Genomic DNA, 20,642 nt, shown 5'->3' with positions numbered 1-20,642 from the left:
GGTACGTAAGTATGCTTTCTGTCACGTAGTTTATATCGGATGATGGTTGTGTATAGCCAAATAATCTCAAGATGCAGGGTTAAAGTGTTGCTAAATAGCTTTGCGTTTCCACATGGTATAGAAAAGGGACACACTTGCCGCGCGTCCCTTTGGTATGAATTAAATAACTTGCGGTACTTCGTTGGAGTGATCGTGTGCGCGGTTCACCCACATTAGGCCGAGCATCGCAATAATCGACATGACCATCATCAGAACACCAAGTGGCATTTGGTTCTGCGCCGGAAATAACGACGCAAGTAACGTCACAATGCCTGCCCCTAAGTTCTGCATGCCGCCAAGCGTCGCACCAGCGGTACCTGCATGGTAAGGGAATGGTGCGATGGCACCTGTGGTTGCCGCAGGGAACAGAATGCCTGCCCCTAAGAAGTAAATTGTTGCTCCACCGACTAATGTTAGTGCGGTTGTTAAACCAAATAAGCCAGGGATCAGTACAATCGCCGAGCCGACAAAAATCGACACTAAGCCGACATTTAATGCGCGGCGTTCAGAACGACGTTGCGCGAGGTAACTTGATAAACCCGCACCGATTAAGTATCCCGGAATTGGCAAAATAAACAGCAAGCTAACCGTCGTTGCTGGCAGCGCCAATACGCCACCTAGTAGCACCCCCGCCGCAGCCTCGAATACGCCTACGCCAGCGAAGGTTGCGACGAGGCAAATCAAAAAGCCTTGGAAGCGGCGATCAGACAAGACGTGTTTGTAGCTTTTTGCGACTGGTTCAAACTTGCGTTTCTCTTTCGGCAGTGTCTCCATCATGCTTGTCATCATTGTAATCACAACCGCAATACCAAATAGCGCTAAGAATAGATAGCTAGAGCGCCAGCCGAACGCTTCGGTTAAATACCCACCAAGGACTGGAGCCATCAGTGGTGAAAAAATCACACACATGCTGATCAAGCTGTTTGCACGGTGTAACTCAGCACCTTCAAAGCAATCGCGAGTTAAGGTACGTGACATCGCCCCACCACAGCCAATACCGAGACCTTGAATAAAGCTACCGATCAAGAACCACTCAAATTGATGTGCAAACAGCGCCACCAACGTACCTACGATGTAGATAAGCAGGCCCGCAATGATGATCGGTTTACGACCAAAACGATCCGACAACGTGCCGTAGGCGAATTGCGATAAGCCGTATGGGATCAGATAGCATGCCATCACGGCTTGAAGTGATGACGCAGATACCAAAAACTCACCCGCCATATGACCGATTGAAGGCACGTACATGGTTTGGGTCATTTGACCCACGGCGGTCAATATTGCGATTAAAAAGGTAAATTTGACTAATGGAAGTGAAGCAGACATTAGCGTATCTCTCCAAAAAATATAAGACGTAAAAAACCGTGGCGCTCTATGTTGAATGCCAGATGAGTTCTGATTTTACGGGGTCGTTTGCGCGAGATAGTAGTGTTTGCGTGTACAATTAGCAATCGAAAAGTGTGAAGTTGAGCAAGATAAAAATCTATGATTTTAATTAGAAAAACTAATCCAAATTTAGGGCTGGCATATGGAGGGTTTTATGCTTCAAATTCAGTAGAAGTTATCGTATTAGACGAGGGTAGTTTCCCTCTAGTGAATGAATTCTAATGATAAAAATTAATGCTTGAAACGGTTTGTTACTAGCGTGATAACGAGGCGGTTTTGATAAAGAAAAGGCTGAAACAGAAGTAAAAAAGGAAAAGGGAGCCGACGCTCCCTTAGCAATGAGGATGAGCAATAAGGATGTTATTCACGGCCGGATGCGTATGCGTACAGCATCTCTAACGCGATGGTTGCGCCAGCCAGTGCGGTGACATCGCTGTGGTCGTAGGGAGGTGATACTTCGACAACATCCATTCCCACGATATTCATACCAGTTAAGCCACGGATGATCTTCAGCGCTTTATCTGAGTTCAAGCCACCACAGACTGGCGTACCGGTTCCCGGTGCGAATGCTGGGTCTAAGCAGTCGATGTCAAAAGTGACATATACTGGTTTATCCGCGACAGTGTGACGGATCTCTTGCAAAATTTCGTTCACCGACATGTCGTTGGCTTGCATGGCATTAATCACATTGAAGCCGTGGTCTTGCTGTTTATATTCGGTACGAATACCGATTTGAATCGAATGCTTTGCTGAAATCAAACCTTCTTTGGGGGCATGGTAGAACATCGTACCGTGATCGTATGAGCTGCCATTCGCATAAGTATCGGTGTGAGCATCGAAGTGAATCAGTGCCATTTGACCGTGGTGCTTAGCGTATGCTCGCAGAATAGGCAGTGTGATGAAATGGTCACCACCCAAGCCTAGCAGAATTTTACCGCTCTTTAGAATTTCACTGGTTGCCGCTTCTAGGCGATAAGTAAAGTCTTCCGCATCACCACAATCGAAGACCAAGTCACCCGCATCGATCACGTTCAATCTGTCAAAGACATTGAAGTCCCAAGGGAACTTTTTACCTTCCCAAGCCAAGTTAACGGAAGCACGGCGAATAGCATCTGGACCCATACGCGCGCCTGGACGACCGGATGTTGCCATATCCAGAGGAACACCGAGCACCACAACGTCTGCGTCTGCCAATACAGGATTCTTGATGTACGGTAGACGTAAAAACGACATTGAGTTGGAGTAAAGTGAAGAATCGGTTTTAGTAAACAGATCATTCATATCAGAAGCCCTCTAAATAGGTGTAACCGGCTAGGCCTTGTTCTAATTCTGCTAGGATTTGCGCTTGTTCGCTGGCTTCCACTCGTTCAAGAACCAACTCTTTGTAATTATCACGAATCGCGTCCACGTCGATATGAACGTAGCGCATCATGTCTTCGACACTATCCCCTTCATTGATGTAGCTGATCTCAAATTGACCGTCTTCGTCCACATTGACCACAGCACTGTGGGTATCACCAAATAGATTGTGCATGTCGCCTAGGATCTCTTGATAGGCGCCTACGAGGAAAAAGCCCATTAGGTATGGCTTGTCTTTGCTCCAAGCCGGGACAGGTAGCGTGCTCTCAATGCCTTGACCATCAACGTAATGGTCGATCGCACCGTCTGAGTCACATGTGATGTCCAACATCACCGCACGACGCTCTTCTGTATCACCAAGCCCAGAAAGTGGTAGAACCGGAAATACTTGGTCAATCCCCCAAGCATCTGGCAGCGACTGGAAGAGAGAGAAGTTTACAAAGAACTTGTCGGCCAGACGTTCGCTCAATTCGTCCAGAATAGGGCGATGGAAACGATTTTTGGTGCTCATCTTGCGGCTTAGATCGAAGTAAATACGCAGTGACAGCTGTTCTGCCCACGCACGTTGCACTAAGTTAAGTACGCCAGTTGCAAACTGTGAGTGTACCTCTGCCAAATCACTTTGAGTGTCGTTGTAGATTTCAATTAACGCACGAGCATCGGTACCATTTTGCAAGTTCTCCCAATTCCGCCACATGTTTTGTAGCAACAGTGGAGAATCTTCAGCGAGCGCATGCACTTCTTCTGGCTGGTACGTTTCAATACCAATCACGTTAGAAATTAACACTGCGTGATGGGCTGTCAAAGAACGGCCGGACTCAGAAATAATCACAGGCATTGGTTGTTCGTATTGCTGACACACGTCGCCTACCGTGTTAACGATATTGTGTGCGTATTCAACAAGGCCGTAATTCATTGAATTCGAAGATTGGCTGCGAGTACCATCGTAGTCCACCGCTAAACCGCCCCCTACATCGAAGTAGTCGATGCTTGCGCCCAGAGCCCGAAGTTCACAGTAGAAACGCGCCGATTCGTTGACACCATTGCGAACGTCACGGATGTTTGCCATCTGTGAACCGAGGTGAAAGTGCACCAATTGCATCGAGTCTAAGTTGCCTTCATGTTTTAGGCGTTCAATCACGCTTAACACTTGCGATGCTGACAAACCAAATTTCGACTTCTCACCGCCACTTGCTTGCCATTTTCCAGAGCCTTGAGAGGCGAGGCGAATACGCAAACCAAGACGTGGAGTGACACCTAAGCTTTTTGCCTCTTCCAATACCAGATCAAGTTCAGTGAGCTTTTCTAGTACGATAAACACGGTATGGCCTAGCTTTTCACCAATTAGGGCGAGACGAACATATTCACGGTCTTTATAACCGTTGCATACAATGACAGAACTGCCTTGTTGAGCCAGCGCTAAGACGGCCAATAACTCTGGTTTACTGCCCGCTTCAAGACCAAGTTGTTTGGTTTCTAGCTGCCCTTGGCTTGCGAGTATTTCATCCACCACTTCACGCTGTTGGTTGACTTTAATTGGGTACACCAACAGGTACTGGTTTGGATATTGGTATTCTTCAATGGCTTGATTGAACGCTTGGCAAATTCCATGCACACGTTGATGCACGATCTGCGGAAAGCGAACTAACACTGGCAGGTTTAACTGTTTCGCTTCTAGCTCATTAACAATGGCACTGAACGGGATTTGGTGTGAACGATCACTACGAGGAGAAACATACACCTCGCCTTGGTCATCAATTCCGTAGAAGCCTTGACTCCAGTAGTGAACGTTGTAGTCCGCGCGAATGCGGTCTAATTTGGTTGCTTTTTCCAACTCGATTCTCACAAAAATGTACTTAAGTCCTTAATTAAATAGGAGGAAAAGTACAAAAAAGCAAATAATGAGGTGTAAACCTCATGCCCTGACACGGACTCCGTGTGCGCGCATTAACCGCTAAAATATTACACGAGTCTAATGATTAAGATTTGTGGTTTCGACTAAGAATAGTTATTGAGGTGCGGTGTACACATTTATTTAACACTGTGTCCATTCTACTGTTATAGTTGGTCTGGCCAGTAAGGGAGTGGTCATTGACAACAGCATTTTAGAAAAGGGAATATTTTGCAGCTGCACCGACTTCAGGGATACATACAAACCATGTATCTCGCTGAGTATCCAGATAAATTGATGTTGCTTGATGGCGCGAGTCGAGCGGACATCCCCCACCTCAAAGACTTTATCGAGCATCAGCTTAATCGCCCTTTTACTGACCTCAAAATGGTCGTGGTCACTCATATGCATCCTGATCATGCAGGAGCGGCACATAAGTTACGTGATCTAACAGGCTGTAAAGTGTTGGCAGCGAAAAGAGACGAACATTGGTACTGTGGTATTGATGGTTGGTTAATGCATCTGACCGATTTGATGTTGGCACGTTGGATGGCGAATAGGATGCGAAAACCGACTCGTAACTTGTGGTATTCACGTAAACTCCAGCCTGATGTTGAGTTGATGGATGGAGAGCCGATCCCCGGTTTCAACGATTGGTTAGTGCTGGAAACGCCGGGACACACCGATAGAGATTTATCGATTTATCATCCCGAGCAAGATGTGTTGTATATCGCCGATTTAGTGGTGCAAGTGAAAAAACACTTAATTGCCCCATTTCCGATTTTCCATCCCAACCAATATCGCAACTCAATCAAGCGAGTTTTTGAAATGAGCCCCATTTGCTTGTTGGCTGCACATGGGGGAGAAGTGAAATTAGACGAAGCGGCTTATCAGCACCTTCTTGATACGGCACCTATAAGACCTATTACGCATTGGCGAGTGATAAAGATAAAACTCAAGGGACTAATAAGTTCACTGAGGAACAAAAAAGAAAGCGGCGCAGAAGTGAATAAATAAAGTAATGAGAAAGCCAGATGAGCGCACATGAAGTTCGCTCATCTGAGGTTATGAAGCTTAGGAAGCCAATAAGTGAGACTGACTTGGGTCAACCAACACTTTGTCCGCCATAGCCTGACGACCTAACAACATCATGTAAGTCATTTTTTCGCGGTTAGTTAGGGTAATATCAATGGGCCATTCTTGAGTGCCCATGCGCAGTGTTGTTGTGATCACACAGCGGTGCTCAAAAGTACCATTTGAAGACTTCACCTTACGGTTTGCTTTTAATTTTGCAGTGCAGCGAACGACTTGCTCTAAATGATAAACGTCTGGGTGTAGATCAAACTCTACATATGATTGACCGTCTTTCTCAAAGCACTCCAAGTTATCTACGTGCAGAGAAGATGTTTGTGCACCAGTATCAATACGCGCTTCTAGATGAGTAATCCCTAACTCTGGCAAGCAAATAGCCTCGGCGTTCCCAATGATCATTTTCAGATTCATAGTGTCATCCTAGCGACGAGTGATAAGAGAACCTATAGAAGTAGCCATCACTAATTATTAACCTTTACCACGGGTACGGTTTGCATTTGGTTTCGCGTTCTTCTCGATAAAGTCGAAAATCATTCCAGCGACATCTCTTTTTGTTGCTATTTCAATGCCTTCAAGGCCTGGTGATGAATTCACTTCCATTACCACGGGGCCGTTTTTAGATTGTAGGATGTCGACACCACACAGGTTTAACCCCATGACTTTTGCTGCATTAACCGCCGTTGCGCGCTCATCTTTGCTGAGTCTCACTAATTGTGCAGAGCCGCCGCGATGAAGGTTAGAGCGAAACTCGCCTTCTCTTGCTTGACGTTTCATTGCTGCGATGACTTTACTACCAACCACGAAACAGCGAATATCAGCGCCTTTGGCTTCTTCGATAAACTCTTGCACCATGATGTTGGCTTTTAAGCCCATAAATGCCTCAATAACGCTTTCTGCGGCTTTGTTCGTTTCTGCAAGCACCACACCGATGCCTTGGGTGCCTTCTAGCAACTTAATAACCAGCGGAGCTCCACCAACGTTTTTGATCACGTCTTGGATGTTATCAGGATGACGAGCAAAGCCCGTGCGAGGTAGTCCAACGCCTTTACGTGACAACAACTGCAGTGAGCGCAATTTATCACGAGAGCGACTGATCGCGACAGATTCATTGACGCAAAACGTGCCCATCATTTCAAACTGGCGCACAACCGCGGCACCGTAGAAAGTAATGGACGCGCCAATACGAGGAATCACTGCGTCGTATTGTGGTAACTCTTTACCCTTGTAGCGGATCTTAGGGTTGTTACTCGTAATGTCCATGTAACAGTGCAGAGTGTCGATGACATCGACTTGATGTCCTCGTTCTTCACCCGCCTGCTTGAGACGCATGGTTGAATATAAATTCTCATTACGAGAGAGAATAGCAATGCGCATGGAAATTCCTTAGTCAGTGAGTACCAAATTAAAGTACAAGTATAGAGTATAGAATACAGTAGGTGAGTGATTTTTATGTGATATTACCTACTTACTTCAACGAATTAGAAGTGTGGTTGGACAACCACTTCGCCAGAGGTGCGCACCTTAGGTTTTTTTCTTATGAGATGAAAACGAAAAAAACTCGTCGTTACGACAAAAAAAGTTTGTCGATTGATTGCGCCGGATAGGCGGAGATCGTCAGAGTCGGTAGATAAAGGAGAGATAAAAATCCATGACGGTTGCGCTTGTGTAGAAAGGACCTCTGGGTGAGGCTCCGATACTTCTTATGGGAGTGAGCCATTACCCCCGATTTCTGTCTCACACTACCTAAAAATAGCGGATTACTTTTTTAATTTAAATGGGTGAAAACGTCCTAGGTTCGGCATATTGAGTCATTGAACATTCTGAAAGCGAGGCAGAGTGACTACAGACAACCTTGATGCAGTGACTTAGATGATAGCTAGGCGTGTTTGTCTTGTGTGATCACGTTCAATAATACTTCTTTGATGGTTTGATAGCGGCGGGGCAAAGTACGGCTGCGCTTTCGGACTAAAAATAACTCTTCTGTCACGGATTGTTTAAGCTCTACCACATGCAGCGCCTCTCGTTGGGGAAAGTTGTCAACCGCACTCTGAGGCAGCACCGTAAAACCGAGGCCTTTACTCACGGGGAGCAATATCTGGCTTAATTGATTTACGTAGCCAGTCAGAGGTATATCGCTCATCTTGATTTCTTGCAGTTGTGGCTCGGCACATTGGTCAAAAAAAAGCGTCATGTAGTGTTCAGCATCTGGGTGTCCGATTACCCCGCGGCTTTTTAATCGTTCTGGCGTTATAGGTTGCTCTCTATCGTTTTGAGGCAGCACTAAGCACAGCGTCTCTTGTCCTATTTTTTCACTATAAAACAAGCTCTTGTTTGGTATGTCTGTAACGATGCCAATATCAATACGTCCTTGCGCAATCGCATTGAGAATGGATTGGTTTGGCGCGGCTTCTAAGTGCAGTGACAACCCTCGGTGCTGTTTTTGCTTTTCTAAAAGGGGGCTGTATAGCATCAACGCCAGCGCCCCTGAACACGCCAATTTGCAATGGCCAGTAAAGGGGTCATCAAAACTCAGTTCTTGGAGAAGATTCTTTTCTCGTTCTTCTAATTCTAGCGCGTAAGCATAGACGATACGCCCTTGCTCGGTGAGTTCAAAACTTTTATTTTCACGTTTTATAAGCGGGTGCTGACAACTTTGCTCTAACTTTTTTATGTGCTGGCTGACGCCCGGCTGGGTCATAAAGAGTTTTTCTGCCGTCTGTGTGAAATGGCCGACTTCGATCAGTGTTTTAAATGTATGTAACCAAACGGGATTAAGCATAAGACGTTAGCACTTAGGCAGTTGAGATCATAAATGATAGCACAGCATCTAAGCGCCCAAGATTGATGAATAAAAAGAATTGTGTCCAAAGTAAAAAATAAAACCCCGCCTGGCTGCCCAGACGGGGTTTATTCTCTTTCGCAGCAATCCGGCTACTAAAGGTGCTCCCTGCATCAATCCTTGATTATGGTTAAGTCCTTTAACCGAGTTCCTTGTTCATCGCCTTCCTAGCGGTGTCCCTGCTTACCTATCATCCTGATGGGCGAACTCTATCCTAGAGCTTAATTACATCCTTGCTGATAACTCATCCTAAGCTACCAAATCTTCTTCCTGAAGATACCTAGTCCATTAGGCTTTTCCCTGTTCCCGCCAACATCCTGTCGACAAATTCAGTATTGATGTTTTGTTGATTTGACTCAATTGTATTTTGATGATTATTTTTAATTTTTCTTTTTATCAACGTTGAATAGTTGTTTTTATTCATATGGTTATGATTTTTTTAGGTCTTGCTCTCAGTGAGAGACACTCGATTGGCTTACATTTTGAGTAAGAGATATCGCACAAAGTCGCGGGTGGATGTATTAAGTTTCGTACTTTTCTCAGAATATTGCCTCTTGAGTGAGATCACAATATTTTCGATGTTCGGTTTGGTTCTACCGTCGTAGAGAAGATTTTATTTCGTATAGCGTATAGATAGTCGTCTTAACAAGAAAAAAAATCTTGCGACATGTCTGTTAAATGTGGTAAGACTTTAGATTCCACCTCGTTAATCCTTATTAAGATTCGATGACAAATAGGCAATGGAACTTGATTGCCATTTTTCTGTCATATCTGGTGAGTAAGTTAACCGTGTCAGGAAGATAATATCCGGTTTTATGATCAAAAATTGAATGCAATGAAACGATATTTATCATTATATTGTGAAAATAATCACGGTTAAACAATCAATTCCCTTATAGATTACAGGGGAAAACAACCTTAGACAATAAGCTCCAAGATGAGCGTTACTTATATAAAATGAGGGACTTTACTATGAAAAAGACTAGAAGAGCTCAGTTGCATCGTGTTCGTATCCAATACTGGAAAGACACAAAAGACGCATCAGCTAAAAAATCATAGTTAACCACGCTTAAAAGCACAGAGCTGGCAATGGAATATATATTCCATTAATCGCCAGCTCAAAAACACCACTCTTGTCCATCTGTTATTTATCCTTAAAGTTGTTCAAACTGTTATTTATCCTTAAAGTTGTTCAAAACCCACCAATAAAAAAAGCCAGTCCGAAGACCAGCCTTTTCAATCATTAGCATGATACTGCTATTACAGGTAGTTTGCGTCAACCAAATCGCCCGCTTTTGCGCTTTTCACTTCTGGTCGAGCTTCTAACCAATTGATAACTTGTGCTTTTTGCTCTTCAGTTGCGCTGCCGTAGCGATCAGTTGAGCATAGGAAGCCTTCAAACAGTTCAAGACCACCGCCGCCGAAGCATAGGCCAAGACCGTCAATGTAATCGATAAAGTCATCAACGAATGTATCGTAACGGTCGAAGTCTTTAATGTCTGTTTCACAGCTGATTTCGAAACCTAGGATTGCGAATTCACCTAAGAACAGCTTTTTACGGATACGACGGCTCTTGTTACCGATTTTGTCTAATTTCATGATTATCTCTCGTAGATGATTTGATTTCGTACACCTTATACCTTCTATCACACTTTAGCCCAAGTAAAATCAGAATAGAGCGATACAGTTGGCTATTATGTAATCAAACGTTTTGTCACAGAGTTTTTTGAGTACGCCTTAAATATATAAGGTGATTGACACACAATGTTCATCATTTTTAAGCATTTTTGTCACCTTTCGTCTCCACACTTCTTGTTGTTCAACTGTTCATAAACCACATATTTAATAATTAACTTCAAGATTGGGAAAGTAAAATGAGCAAGGAAACCTTTGACGCAACGCGTTATAACCCGAGCAACAACAAACCGTTTGAATACGTATTAGAAGCGAGTTTATCTCGCCGCAGTATTCTCAAAGGTGGGGTAGGTATCAGTGCTATGACGGCATTTGGTGCTTTCGGGTTGGCTGGTTGTAACTCGTCAAACTCAGGTCGTGCAGTAAGTAATGGTTCGGGTGTATCTAAAGCGGTTCTTAACTTCGACGCGATCCCAGGCTCATTGACTGACGCCGTTTCTGTTCCGCAAGGTTATACCGCACAAGTATTAGTTCCTTGGGGGACACCACTGAACGCGCAAGGCAACGCATGGAAAAACGATGGGACCAACACCAGTATTGATCAGCTAAACGCCCTAGGCATGCACCATGACGGTATGCACTTTTTTCCATTAAACGATAGTGCGACAGATGGTTTGTTATGTATCAACCACGAGTACATTGATACTTCGGCGCTGCATCCAAATGGCCCAACAGTGGAAAATGGCGTGCGCACAGTCGTCGATGAGGTACGTAAAGAGATTAACGCTCATGGTATTTCAGTCGTGCGGATCCAACTAGCGGATAACCTGTGGACGCTGGTGGACAGTGACCCATTGAACCGTCGTTACACGGGCACGACCGTGATGGACTTGTCTGGTCCGGTCGCGCATACCGCACTCACTGTCACTCGTTTTTCACCAGATGGCAGCCAAACACGCGGTACATTGAACAATTGTGGGAATGGCCATACGCCGTGGGGAACTTATCTGACCTGTGAAGAAAATTGGCCGGGCTACTTTGTTAACGCCGGGGCTCGTACCAAAGAGCAAGATCGCATTGGTGTCGATGACCAAAGTACGCGCTACTTGTGGGAAACGCTTGCAGGAAATGCAGAAGAACGTCTCGATGAGTTCTCTCGCTTTAATGTGGCTCCAACAGGCGCAAGTGCAATGGATGATTACCGTAATGAAGCAAATGGTCATGGCTATATTGTAGAAATTGACCCATACACGCAAAACTCGCGCGCGAAGAAGCGTACCGCGCTTGGTCGTTTCCGCCACGAAGGCTGTACTTTCGGTCAGTTGGAAGAAGGGAAGCCAGTGGTGTTTTACTCAGGTCATGACTCTCGCTTCGAGTATTTATACAAGTTTGAATCTGCGGCAGCTTGGGATCCTGCAGATGCAAACTCGGAAAACCGCCTAGCGACAGGCGATAAGTACATGGATGAAGGCACGTTGTACGTTGCTCGTTTTAATGAAGACAGCACCGGCACTTGGTTACCATTAACGCTTGATAGTGCCACGACGTCTGGTGGTACATTGGCGGACCACTTTAACTCATTAGCTGAAATTATTATCAATACAGCGGGCGCTGCCGACTTAGTGGGCGCAACGCCAATGGATCGTCCTGAGTGGTGTACCGTTGATCCGTTTACGGGTTCAGTTTATCTCACACTGACGAATAACACACGTCGTACGGATTCAACCAACTCAGCAAACCCTCGTTTGAACAACAAGTTTGGTCATGTTATTCGCTGGGATGAAGGGAAGGCGGCAACCGACTTTAGTTGGGATATCTTTGTCTTTGGCTCGCCAGAAAATGGTGATGCAAAGACGAACCGTTCTGGCTTAACGGCGCTTAACCAGTTTGCGAGTCCTGACGGATTAGCGTTTGATGGTCGTGGCATTTTGTGGATTCAGACCGATAACGGCGCAGATGAAGTCACGTCTTACACTAATGATCAAATGTTGGCCGTTGTTCCCTCTAAGCTAACAGATGAGAATGGTGACCAAGCAGTGATTGGTGTGGATAACCAAGCTGAGCTTAAACGTTTCTTTGTCGGACCAAATGGTTGTGAGGTCACAGGCTTTACTATCAGCCCTGATTACAAATCATTGTTTGTGAATATTCAGCACCCAGGTAACTGGCCATATAGCGAAGACGCCGCAGAAGAAACGCCAGCAGGTATAATCGTGCGCCCACGAGCTTCAACGGTAGTCATTCGCCGTGAAGACGGTGGAGAGATCGCGGTATAGCTACGCGCTAAAGTTACTCGGAAAGAAAAAAGCCTTGCGTGCGCAGGGCTTTTTTAGTGATCGTTTAAGTGCGTTCGATGTAGCCTAGCTTTTTAGGGAACCACCAGCAGTACGGATGACATCTTGATACCAGTAGAAGCTCTTCTTGCGCTTACGCTCTAGCGTTCCTTGCCCATCATCATGACGATCGACATAAATATAACCGTAGCGTTTACTCATTTCTGCCGTTGAGTTAGCGACCAAGTCAATGGGGCCCCAGCTGGTAAAGCCCATCAATTCCACGCCATCAAGTATCGCCTCGTGCGCTTGAACCAAATGATCATTGAGGTATGAGATTCGATAATCGTCTTGGATTTCCCCGTTTTCATCGAATTCATCACGAGCGCCTAAGCCATTCTCGACAATAAATAATGGCTTTTGGTAACGATCGTGTAGAAAGTTTAATAAAACGCGCAGACCTTTAGGATCAATCAACCAACCCCACTGGCTCTTCTCAAGGTAGGGATTGGGTACGCTAGCGATGATGTTGCCCACTTCTTTTTGTTGCGGATCGGCGCTTGCACAGCCACTGGCGTAATAACTGAAGGAAATAAAATCGACACTGGCCGAAGCGATCTCTTCTAAATCACCTTTTTCCATGTGGATCTCAATGCCGTTCTCGCGGAAGTAACGCTTCATATAACCAGGGTATTGTCCGCGAGTTTGCACATCACCAAAGAAAAGCCATTTGTTGTTTTCGTGCATCGCCGCGAGTACGTCATCTGGCTTACAGGTGTATGGGTAGTTAATGGCACCAAGTAGCATGTTGCCCACTTTTCCGTTTGGTACGATTTGTTGGCACAATTTTACCGCTTTTGCGTTGGCGACGAGTTGGTGGTGAATTGCTTGGTAAATCTCTTGTTCACTGGCATCTTCTTGTAATCCCACGCCGGTAAAGGGTGCGTGCAGTGACATGTTGATTTCGTTAAACGTTAGCCACAGTTTTACTTTGTGTTTGTAGCGCTCTAGAACCGTTTGCGCATAACGCTCAAAGCACTCGATCACACGTCGATCGCCCCAACCGCCGTAGTTTTCTACCAATGCATAAGGCATTTCGTAATGAGACAGTGTCACAAACGGTTGCATGTTGTGTTTGGTAAGCTCATCAAAGATCTTGTCGTAAAAGGCGAGCCCTTCTTCGTTGGGCTCCAGTTCATCACCGTTTGGAAAAATTCTTGTCCAAGCGATAGAAAGACGCAAACAGGTAAACCCCATCTCTTTAAATAACGCGATGTCTTCTGGATAACGATGATAGAAATCAATCGCAAGATCTTTAATGCCCGGGGTGCGTTCTCCACGAGTTTGATGAGGGCTCAGAATACCGTTTGGCAGCATGTCGGATGTCGATAGGCCTTTACCCCCAAGGTTGTATGACCCTTCTACTTGGTTGGCAGCAATAGCACCACCCCAAAGGAAGTTATCGGGAAACTTAATCATGTTTCTCACTCTTTGTCGTTATGTTGGATTTGCTAGTGTGAGAATAGTGTAGGTGAGAACTTGATGCTTGTAGCGAGATCGTATTTTTCTGAAACGGTGGAAATAGGCAATGTAACTGGTGTGGCTTTAAGCAGGGCAGAAAAATATCCAGCCCTGCAAAAAACAGGACTGGATAAGGTCTTTAGAAAGTAAACGCGAGGTTTGCCGCTGCGCCTAGTTGGTTTTCGCCAGCGTAAGAACCAGCGATGTCTAGGCTGATAACATCAAATGGGCTGATACCGATGCCCGCTGTAATTGAGTTATCGAGAGTATCTTCTAGATCCATTTCATAGCCTGCACGGAGCTGAGCCCACCCCCAAGCATTGCCCTCGATACCAACTCGGACAAATTGAGTATCATCCGCCAATGCCTTGAAGCGTTTTTGTTTCGTTAGGTCAGCATCAAGACTGAATGAAATATAGTCACCGACATAACCAAAACCGACAGTGGCTTGCGGGGAGAGTTCGTATGTGTATCCGCCAAGTTCTGTATCGATCTCTTGTTTAAATACGTCTTTAATAGTTAAGCCTGCACGGAAGGCATTTTTGTGCCAAGCCATGCCCAAATCCATATTGAAAGCACTCTTCGATACTTCACTTTGGTCGTAATCATCGATATCAAAATCATCAAGAGACGTACGCTGAGAATAGGTCATAAGTTGTTGGTACTTAGGAGAAAGACCAAAAGCAAAGTTTTGACCACCTAGCTCAACGTTACGCGCAAATGAAATGCCATACTCAGCCGAACCAAATGCAACCAGTTCAACGTTTGAATTTAGGTAGCGTTGTTCTACTGTTCCTGAATCAGCAATGTCCGGTGCAGCAATCACTTCCACATAACCCGTGCCGAAGACGTTTACCGATACATGGCGAGTTGGAATGGCGATGGCTAACCCCAAACCGCCATTGATGGCTACGGGGGCGCTGCCATTGAGTTCATCCAGTAAACGGGACATTTCCGCCTCATCGGTGGCATTAGGCATGCCGTTGAAGCGATCATAAAGGTCTTGGGCGTCTTCGACTGTGGTAAGCGCCTCGTCTTTATCATTGGCGTTCACACCAAAGGACGGCAAAAGGAGCCCGACATCATCTTCCTCACGGTACAGCGCACCAAGGGCTGGGTTGTGAAGTGGTGCGGTCAGGTAGTCTGCCGACACCACGCCAGTATTGCCCATAGCATGGCTACGAGCATCAGCGACGTAGGGTGCTGCAATTGATGGGGTTGAAAGTACGGTTAGTAGATTGGCCACTGCAAAAGCGATTTTTTTCATAACGTTTCCATTGTTATTTTATATTTTTTGTTGCCGAAGCAACTGAATAGAGCCTTTTTACCATTGCATTTTTATTTGTATTAGGCGGAATACGCAGGTTTACATATGCAATATATGTAAATTGTCTCATTGTTTGGACTGCCTTATCAATTATCTTATGAAGGTATTTCATTAAGAAGATATGACTATTGATAGGATTTTTTATCAGAAGTGAAGATGAGTTTGAATGAGAGACCATCAGGGTTATTTTTATGCGCCGAGATACTACCGCCCATATCACGTATATTGTTGGCGGTGATGGCTAAACCAAGTCCGAGCCCTTCACCGATTTTCTTTGAGGTTTGGAAGGGCTCGAATATGGACTCCAACAACGCTTCTGGTACGCCGCTGCCATTATCGCTAACGATCAGCTCGACCTGATGTTCGGTCGGATTTACGATGAAGGTAAGTTGTGGATTTTCGGTTTTTTTCATTGCATCCAGTGCGTTAGAAATTAGGTTTCCTAACACTTGAAGCAATCTTTGTTCTTCACCAATGATGTTGGGTAATTGATCTGGAATGCGTACTCTAACATCCACATCCGTTAATTGAGATTGATAGATTCGCAACGTTTCTTCCAAAGCGTTGGTCAGCGATAATCCGTGCAGTGTTTCCGGTTTGTTGTAGGCAAAGGTTTTAAGCTGGCTCGTCATGCTTGCCATACGATCAATCAACTTTTGAACTAGCTTGTTATTTGCTTTCATCATGTCGGTTTGTCCACGTTCCGCCAGTAACTCATTGGTGGTAAGTAGAGTACGTAAGCCTGTTAAAGGTTGATTCAGTTCGTGGGTTATTGCACTCGACATTCTGCCCAATGCTGCCATTTTACTTGATTCAATCAACTGCTTTTGAGTCTGTCTTAATGCTTGGGTACGCTCTTCTACCCGTTGGGCTAACTCTTGGTTAATCAGTTGTAATGAATACTCAGCCTTTTTACGTTTACTGATATCAATGACGGTGGCTAGGAAATACTGTTTTTCATGCCATGGGAAGCTAGTGAGTGAAAATAAAACAGGAAATACGCTGCCATCGCTGCGTCTCGCCATGGTTTCTGCCGTGCTAATTTCAGCAAGCTCTTTATGTTTGGGCAGATCTTTAAGCAAAGTAAGTGTGGTTGAATTTGAGTTACCTGCATCAAACAACTCCCATGCGAAAGTGTGGTGATTCACGCTCTCGGGTAAACAAAAAAGCCGTTTTGCCATTGGGTTGAGATCGAACAGCAGCCCCTGTTCATCAATCAACAGTAACCCAACGTGAGTTTTGTCGATCATCTGTTTAAGTCGGCGTTGTGACTCTTGCAGTAGGGCTTGAATACGTTGCTGGTTGAGATGCTTTTGGCGGCGTTGTAAGCCGATAATGACCAGTAGAATGATGAGTAAAAGCAGGGCCGCGATACTCCATCCAATAATATTTATGGTTTGTTGGACAGGCTTGGTGGGAATAAGGTAACTCACAAACCAGTTTAAATCGTCCAGTGTCACCGTGTGAGCGAAATAACGTTGTTGGTCAAGGGTCCAGAAATGAATCTCCGTATTATCATAAAACCTTTGAGTGTCCACTTTTACATGGTTACTTGATTCATTAAACCAGTCGGCGTTGAAGCTTGCGCTGCTAGAAAGAAAAAAGCGTTGGTGGCGGTTTTGTAACGTGATGATGTCGGTGCTGGTGATGGTCTGTTCAGTCAGCAAGCTCAAGTTTATTTGAACGACAACAATGCCGGCAATTTCAAGCCCATCAAAAATCGGTGCAGACAAATAGTAAAGTGGGCTAGAACCTTTGGTTTTATTCACCAGCGATACACCTTCCCCCTGACGTTGAATTTGCTCAACAATGGCAAGGCGGTCAGAACGACTGAAGCGCCTGTCGATTAAACTTGATACCAAGACCTCGCCGGATGTGGAAAGAATTAACCAGCCCTCTGTATTGGCGGCTTTATCAAGTTGGGTCAACTGTGCTTGGAGCGGTTCGTAGTCGTTCAAATGACCTTTAACCAACGCAATGGTTTCTGGGTTGTTGGTCACAAGGTAAGGGAGGTGGTAGAAACGTTTTAATGCACGGCGCACTTCACCGATATAGTCGAGGAGCTTTTGTTGTGCTTCTTGTTGAGTTTGTACACTCAACCATTGGTGAGCGACCTCTCGACTTACCCCGTAACAAAATAGCACCAGCGCACTAACGCACACGGCTGTTAGCCACGTTTTCCTATTTGTATTACGCTGCATACCGACTCCGCTTTTTGGGGGCGTAACTCATCGAGAATATGAGAAGAGTGCGCTTAACTGGTTGGATGTTAAAGATTTGTAAGTGAGAAGTGAGATCTAGCTCCTTTTCTCTAGCATGGTTTTTGCTAACGTTAGTGAACACTCATACCACGGTTCAGGTAGTAAATTCATGGCTTTTAATGACACCCCCCATATCGCGCTAATCGAAGATGATGACATTGTTCGTCAAGCCGTTAGCCAATGGCTGCAATTGGCGGGGTTTGACGTGACAGATTTTAGTTCAGGAGAAGAGGGTCAATCTGCCATTTTTCGCAAAGAGTTTGATGCCATCATCAGTGATGTGCGTTTGCCCGACACTGACGGAATCTCAATACTAGAAAGCTTGATAGCGAACCATATTCAAACACCGGTGATACTTATCACCGGCCATGGGGATGTCGATATGGCGGTCCGAGCGCTACAAAAAGGCGCGTTTGATTTTATTGAAAAACCTTTTCAGCCGGAGCGATTATCTCAACGGGTGATGGATGCGGTAGAGAGCTATCGTGCTCAAACTTCAACCCTACATCGTCAAGAGTATTTAGCCAGTGTGAGTGGTTTGGAGAGAGTATTGATTGGCCAAAGTCGAGTCATGCAGCAGCTACGAGAGCAAGTGGTTAAGCTTGCGAAAATGGATACCAATGTGATTATTTATGGCGAAACGGGGGTGGGTAAAGAACTGGTGGCCACCAGTTTACATAATGAAAGCCGGAGAAAACCACGTCATTTTGTGCCGATTAATTGTGGCGCGATCCCTGACAATCTATTTGAAAGTGAATTATTTGGTCATGAAGCCGGAGCGTTTACTGGCGCCATTAAGCGGCGCATTGGTAAGTTGGAATACGCCGATAAAGGCACCCTGTTTTTTGACGAGATAGAGAGCATGCCGTTGTCGATGCAAGTTAAGGTACTGCGTTCTCTTCAAGAGCATACGGTAGAGCGAGTGGGGGGCAATCAACAGATTACGGTTGATTTGCGAGTGATCGCCGCGGCAAAAGAAGATCTGCATGAACATGAAGCATTCCGCCAAGATTTGTATTATCGCCTCAATGTTGCACAGATTTACTTACCACCACTGCGAGAAAGAGAAGACGATGCATTAATTCTTTTTGATCATTTTGCACAACAAACGAACCCAGCGAGCCGAGTGCCCAGTGAAGCAGATAGAAATGCGATTTTGTCCTATGCGTGGCCGGGCAACGTGCGTGAACTGCGAAATGTAGCGATGCGCTTTGCATTGGATGACACCGTATCAGTGATGGAAATCCTCTCTAGCCGTCCTTCTACTACCACGGAAGAGACTCAGGCGGGCGTCCCATTAGTGATTCAATTGCACAACTTTGAGCGTAAGATCTTGCATAGCTCATTGGTGAGGCACCATGGGCGGATCAGTGAGGTAATGCAAGAGCTTGATTTGCCTCGTCGAACCTTAAATCAAAAGATGCAAAAGTTTGGTTTAAATCGGTCTGATTATACTTAAAGCGGCGTTGAGTGCAGCTAGGCACTTTTTGATGACACAGGTACAAACTTATAGCTTACCGATTCGTCTGTACCAAATAAGGTGACTTGATTTCTGCCCGTATATTTAGAGCAGTATAGGGCTTCATCAGCTTCAGCAAGTACGGCTTGCAGGGCTTTGCTTTCAGACAACTCACTGACACCAAAACTCATGGTTATCTTATCTTCGAATGATTGCAGCGAGGCTTCACTTTCGACCGCGAGGCGAATCTGCTCGGCAAGAATTTTGGCTCGCTGTGCTTTTTCAAGCACAATAATCATGAACTCATCCCCCCCAAATCGTAACGTACACGCCGATTCTGGAAGGTGTTGTTTGAAGATATTGGCGATCGTTGCCATCACCGAATCTCCAACCGTATGCCCATAGCGATCATTAATCACTTTAAATTGGTCGACATCGGTCATAATGATGCTTATCGCTTGCTTCTGTTTGTGCGCCTGATGAACAAGTTTTGGGACGATTTTTTCCATTGCTCGACGGTTATGCAGTCCTGTGAGCGCGTCTAAATGCGATAGGTCGTTAATCGACTGCACCAAGCGCCCATTGATCAGCCATAGCATGCTAAAGCTTAAGGTCACAATAAGACAGATGCTAAATAAGAAAGTCAGTTGATGGATTAGACCTGCAGTCATAAAGCTTGGTTCTTCCGCCGAGAAAGTACTCCAAATCGCTCTGAAGCCCATAAAAATACCGAAAAAAAAGAATGAGTAAGCCATGGCTTTGACTGGTAACTTTAGATCTTGTTTGTCCCCTTTTAGCATCGCAATCCCACTGCACAAGGTGACGATGCAAAGATAAACGCTAATGTAAATAATGCGGCTTGTAATTGAAGGATCATGAAAGGTGAAATAGTAAAACAAACCACATAAAATTGGTGTTAAAAAAGCAACAGAGTGAGCTAATTTTAAAGGGAAGTGACGGAAAATACTTACGCCGTAAAGTGTAAGCAAGAAGCCGAACAATATGATGGTGTTGGCTATAACGATAGTCAGCCAGTCTGGAGCTACTCCTCTAAACCCGAGTAGAAATGGTCCCAAACCAATTAATAGCAGTGAGATGGAAAAGGTTTTTAAGCCTTCGATTTTTTCCTGCGTATATTGGTAGCAAAGTAGACTAATAGAATAGATACAAGAGAACAAAATAACGATAAAGTTGAGCGTTCTTATATCTAAAAACTGGTTATCCATATTAGCCCCACATTAACCTTTACTTACTCAAACACTTCTTTTTCTGCCATCAATATGCATTCTATATAATAGTTTACTTATCGATTAGCGTCTTATGTTAAACGCACCAAATATTAACATGATACCCACTACAGCGTTACATATCATTAATTTTCTTGATAATTGCTGTTTGATGGTAAGCGGTTGCTCGTTCACCCGATTAGATTGTCCACTTGATGGGCATCAAGTCGTAGTTCATATCAGTCACAGCGCTCGCTACTCACCATCTGACTTGGCGTCATTTTTGATATCTTACAGTACCGCGATTTCCACTTGTCCGTTTTGATTCTGAATA

The 20,642-nt window shown here is 45.0% G+C and carries 14 protein-coding genes; 3 read left to right on the top strand and 11 right to left on the bottom strand.

Annotated elements, in window-relative coordinates; all coding sequences use genetic code 11:
* Positions 1–159: 159 nt before the first annotated feature.
* From emrD to speA, 3 genes are all read right to left on the bottom strand, one after another.
* Positions 160–1,365: a multidrug efflux MFS transporter EmrD gene (gene emrD / locus AC3D28_RS16795; RefSeq protein ID WP_488536762.1), complete on the bottom strand. Its 1,206-nt coding sequence runs from the start codon at positions 1,363–1,365 to the stop codon at positions 160–162.
* A gap of 420 nt (positions 1,366–1,785) precedes the next feature.
* Positions 1,786–2,706: an agmatinase gene (gene speB, locus AC3D28_RS16790; RefSeq protein ID WP_488536761.1), complete on the bottom strand. Its 921-nt coding sequence runs from the start codon at positions 2,704–2,706 to the stop codon at positions 1,786–1,788.
* Position 2,707: 1 nt separating this feature from the next.
* Positions 2,708–4,618 (bottom strand): arginine decarboxylase, encoded by a 1,911-nt coding sequence (gene speA / locus AC3D28_RS16785; RefSeq protein ID WP_488536760.1) that lies wholly within the window; start codon positions 4,616–4,618, stop codon positions 2,708–2,710.
* A gap of 324 nt (positions 4,619–4,942) precedes the next feature.
* Between speA and AC3D28_RS16780 the strand changes: the two genes are divergently transcribed.
* Complete coding sequence (locus AC3D28_RS16780) at positions 4,943–5,692, top strand: MBL fold metallo-hydrolase (RefSeq protein WP_488536826.1); 750 nt, start codon at positions 4,943–4,945, stop codon at positions 5,690–5,692.
* A 57-nt stretch (positions 5,693–5,749) separates the two neighbouring features.
* Here the strand turns inward: AC3D28_RS16780 and AC3D28_RS16775 are convergent, their stop codons facing one another.
* The 4 genes from AC3D28_RS16775 to AC3D28_RS16760 all read right to left on the bottom strand — a co-directional run bounded on the left by AC3D28_RS16775 (position 5,750) and on the right by AC3D28_RS16760 (position 10,205).
* Positions 5,750–6,178: an ATP-dependent zinc protease family protein gene (locus AC3D28_RS16775; protein WP_098414308.1), complete on the bottom strand. Its 429-nt coding sequence runs from the start codon at positions 6,176–6,178 to the stop codon at positions 5,750–5,752.
* 57 nt (positions 6,179–6,235) lie between these two features.
* Positions 6,236–7,141, bottom strand: coding sequence for a 30S ribosomal protein S6--L-glutamate ligase (gene rimK / locus AC3D28_RS16770; RefSeq protein WP_488536759.1), 906 nt, complete (start codon positions 7,139–7,141; stop codon positions 6,236–6,238).
* Between the two features lie 502 nt (positions 7,142–7,643).
* The gene (locus AC3D28_RS16765) at positions 7,644–8,546 is read right to left on the bottom strand and encodes a LysR family transcriptional regulator (RefSeq protein WP_488536758.1); all 903 of its coding nucleotides are present in this window, start codon (positions 8,544–8,546) and stop codon (positions 7,644–7,646) included.
* 1,320 nt (positions 8,547–9,866) lie between these two features.
* Complete coding sequence (locus AC3D28_RS16760; RefSeq protein ID WP_488536757.1) at positions 9,867–10,205, bottom strand: YggL 50S ribosome-binding family protein; 339 nt, start codon at positions 10,203–10,205, stop codon at positions 9,867–9,869.
* 275 nt (positions 10,206–10,480) lie between these two features.
* Here AC3D28_RS16760 and AC3D28_RS16755 point away from each other — a divergent pair, with 275 nt between their 5' ends.
* Positions 10,481–12,517, top strand: a complete 2,037-nt coding sequence (locus tag AC3D28_RS16755; RefSeq protein WP_488536756.1) for a PhoX family protein — start codon at positions 10,481–10,483, stop codon at positions 12,515–12,517.
* A gap of 84 nt (positions 12,518–12,601) precedes the next feature.
* Here the strand turns inward: AC3D28_RS16755 and AC3D28_RS16750 are convergent, their stop codons facing one another.
* The 3 genes from AC3D28_RS16750 to AC3D28_RS16740 form a co-directional block, all read right to left on the bottom strand.
* Positions 12,602–13,993, bottom strand: a complete 1,392-nt coding sequence (locus tag AC3D28_RS16750) for a glycoside hydrolase family 1 protein (RefSeq protein ID WP_488536755.1) — start codon at positions 13,991–13,993, stop codon at positions 12,602–12,604.
* Positions 13,994–14,174: 181 nt separating this feature from the next.
* Positions 14,175–15,302 carry a conjugal transfer protein TraF gene (locus tag AC3D28_RS16745; RefSeq protein WP_488536754.1) on the bottom strand — a complete coding sequence of 376 codons (1,128 nt, stop codon included), beginning with the start codon at positions 15,300–15,302 and terminating at the stop codon, positions 14,175–14,177.
* Positions 15,303–15,487: 185 nt separating this feature from the next.
* Complete coding sequence (locus tag AC3D28_RS16740; RefSeq protein ID WP_488536753.1) at positions 15,488–17,563, bottom strand: ATP-binding protein; 2,076 nt, start codon at positions 17,561–17,563, stop codon at positions 15,488–15,490.
* Positions 17,564–17,732: 169 nt separating this feature from the next.
* Here AC3D28_RS16740 and AC3D28_RS16735 point away from each other — a divergent pair, with 169 nt between their 5' ends.
* Complete coding sequence (locus AC3D28_RS16735; RefSeq protein ID WP_488536752.1) at positions 17,733–19,082, top strand: sigma-54-dependent transcriptional regulator; 1,350 nt, start codon at positions 17,733–17,735, stop codon at positions 19,080–19,082.
* A gap of 17 nt (positions 19,083–19,099) precedes the next feature.
* Here the strand turns inward: AC3D28_RS16735 and AC3D28_RS16730 are convergent, their stop codons facing one another.
* Positions 19,100–20,308, bottom strand: a complete 1,209-nt coding sequence (locus AC3D28_RS16730; protein WP_488536751.1) for a GGDEF domain-containing protein — start codon at positions 20,306–20,308, stop codon at positions 19,100–19,102.
* Positions 20,309–20,642: the final 334 nt, after the last annotated feature.

It is taken from the genome of Vibrio sp. TAP-3B (genome assembly GCF_057784735.1).
Note: the sequence above shows the minus strand (reverse complement) of the source record. Positions and strands in the feature narration are given on the sequence as shown.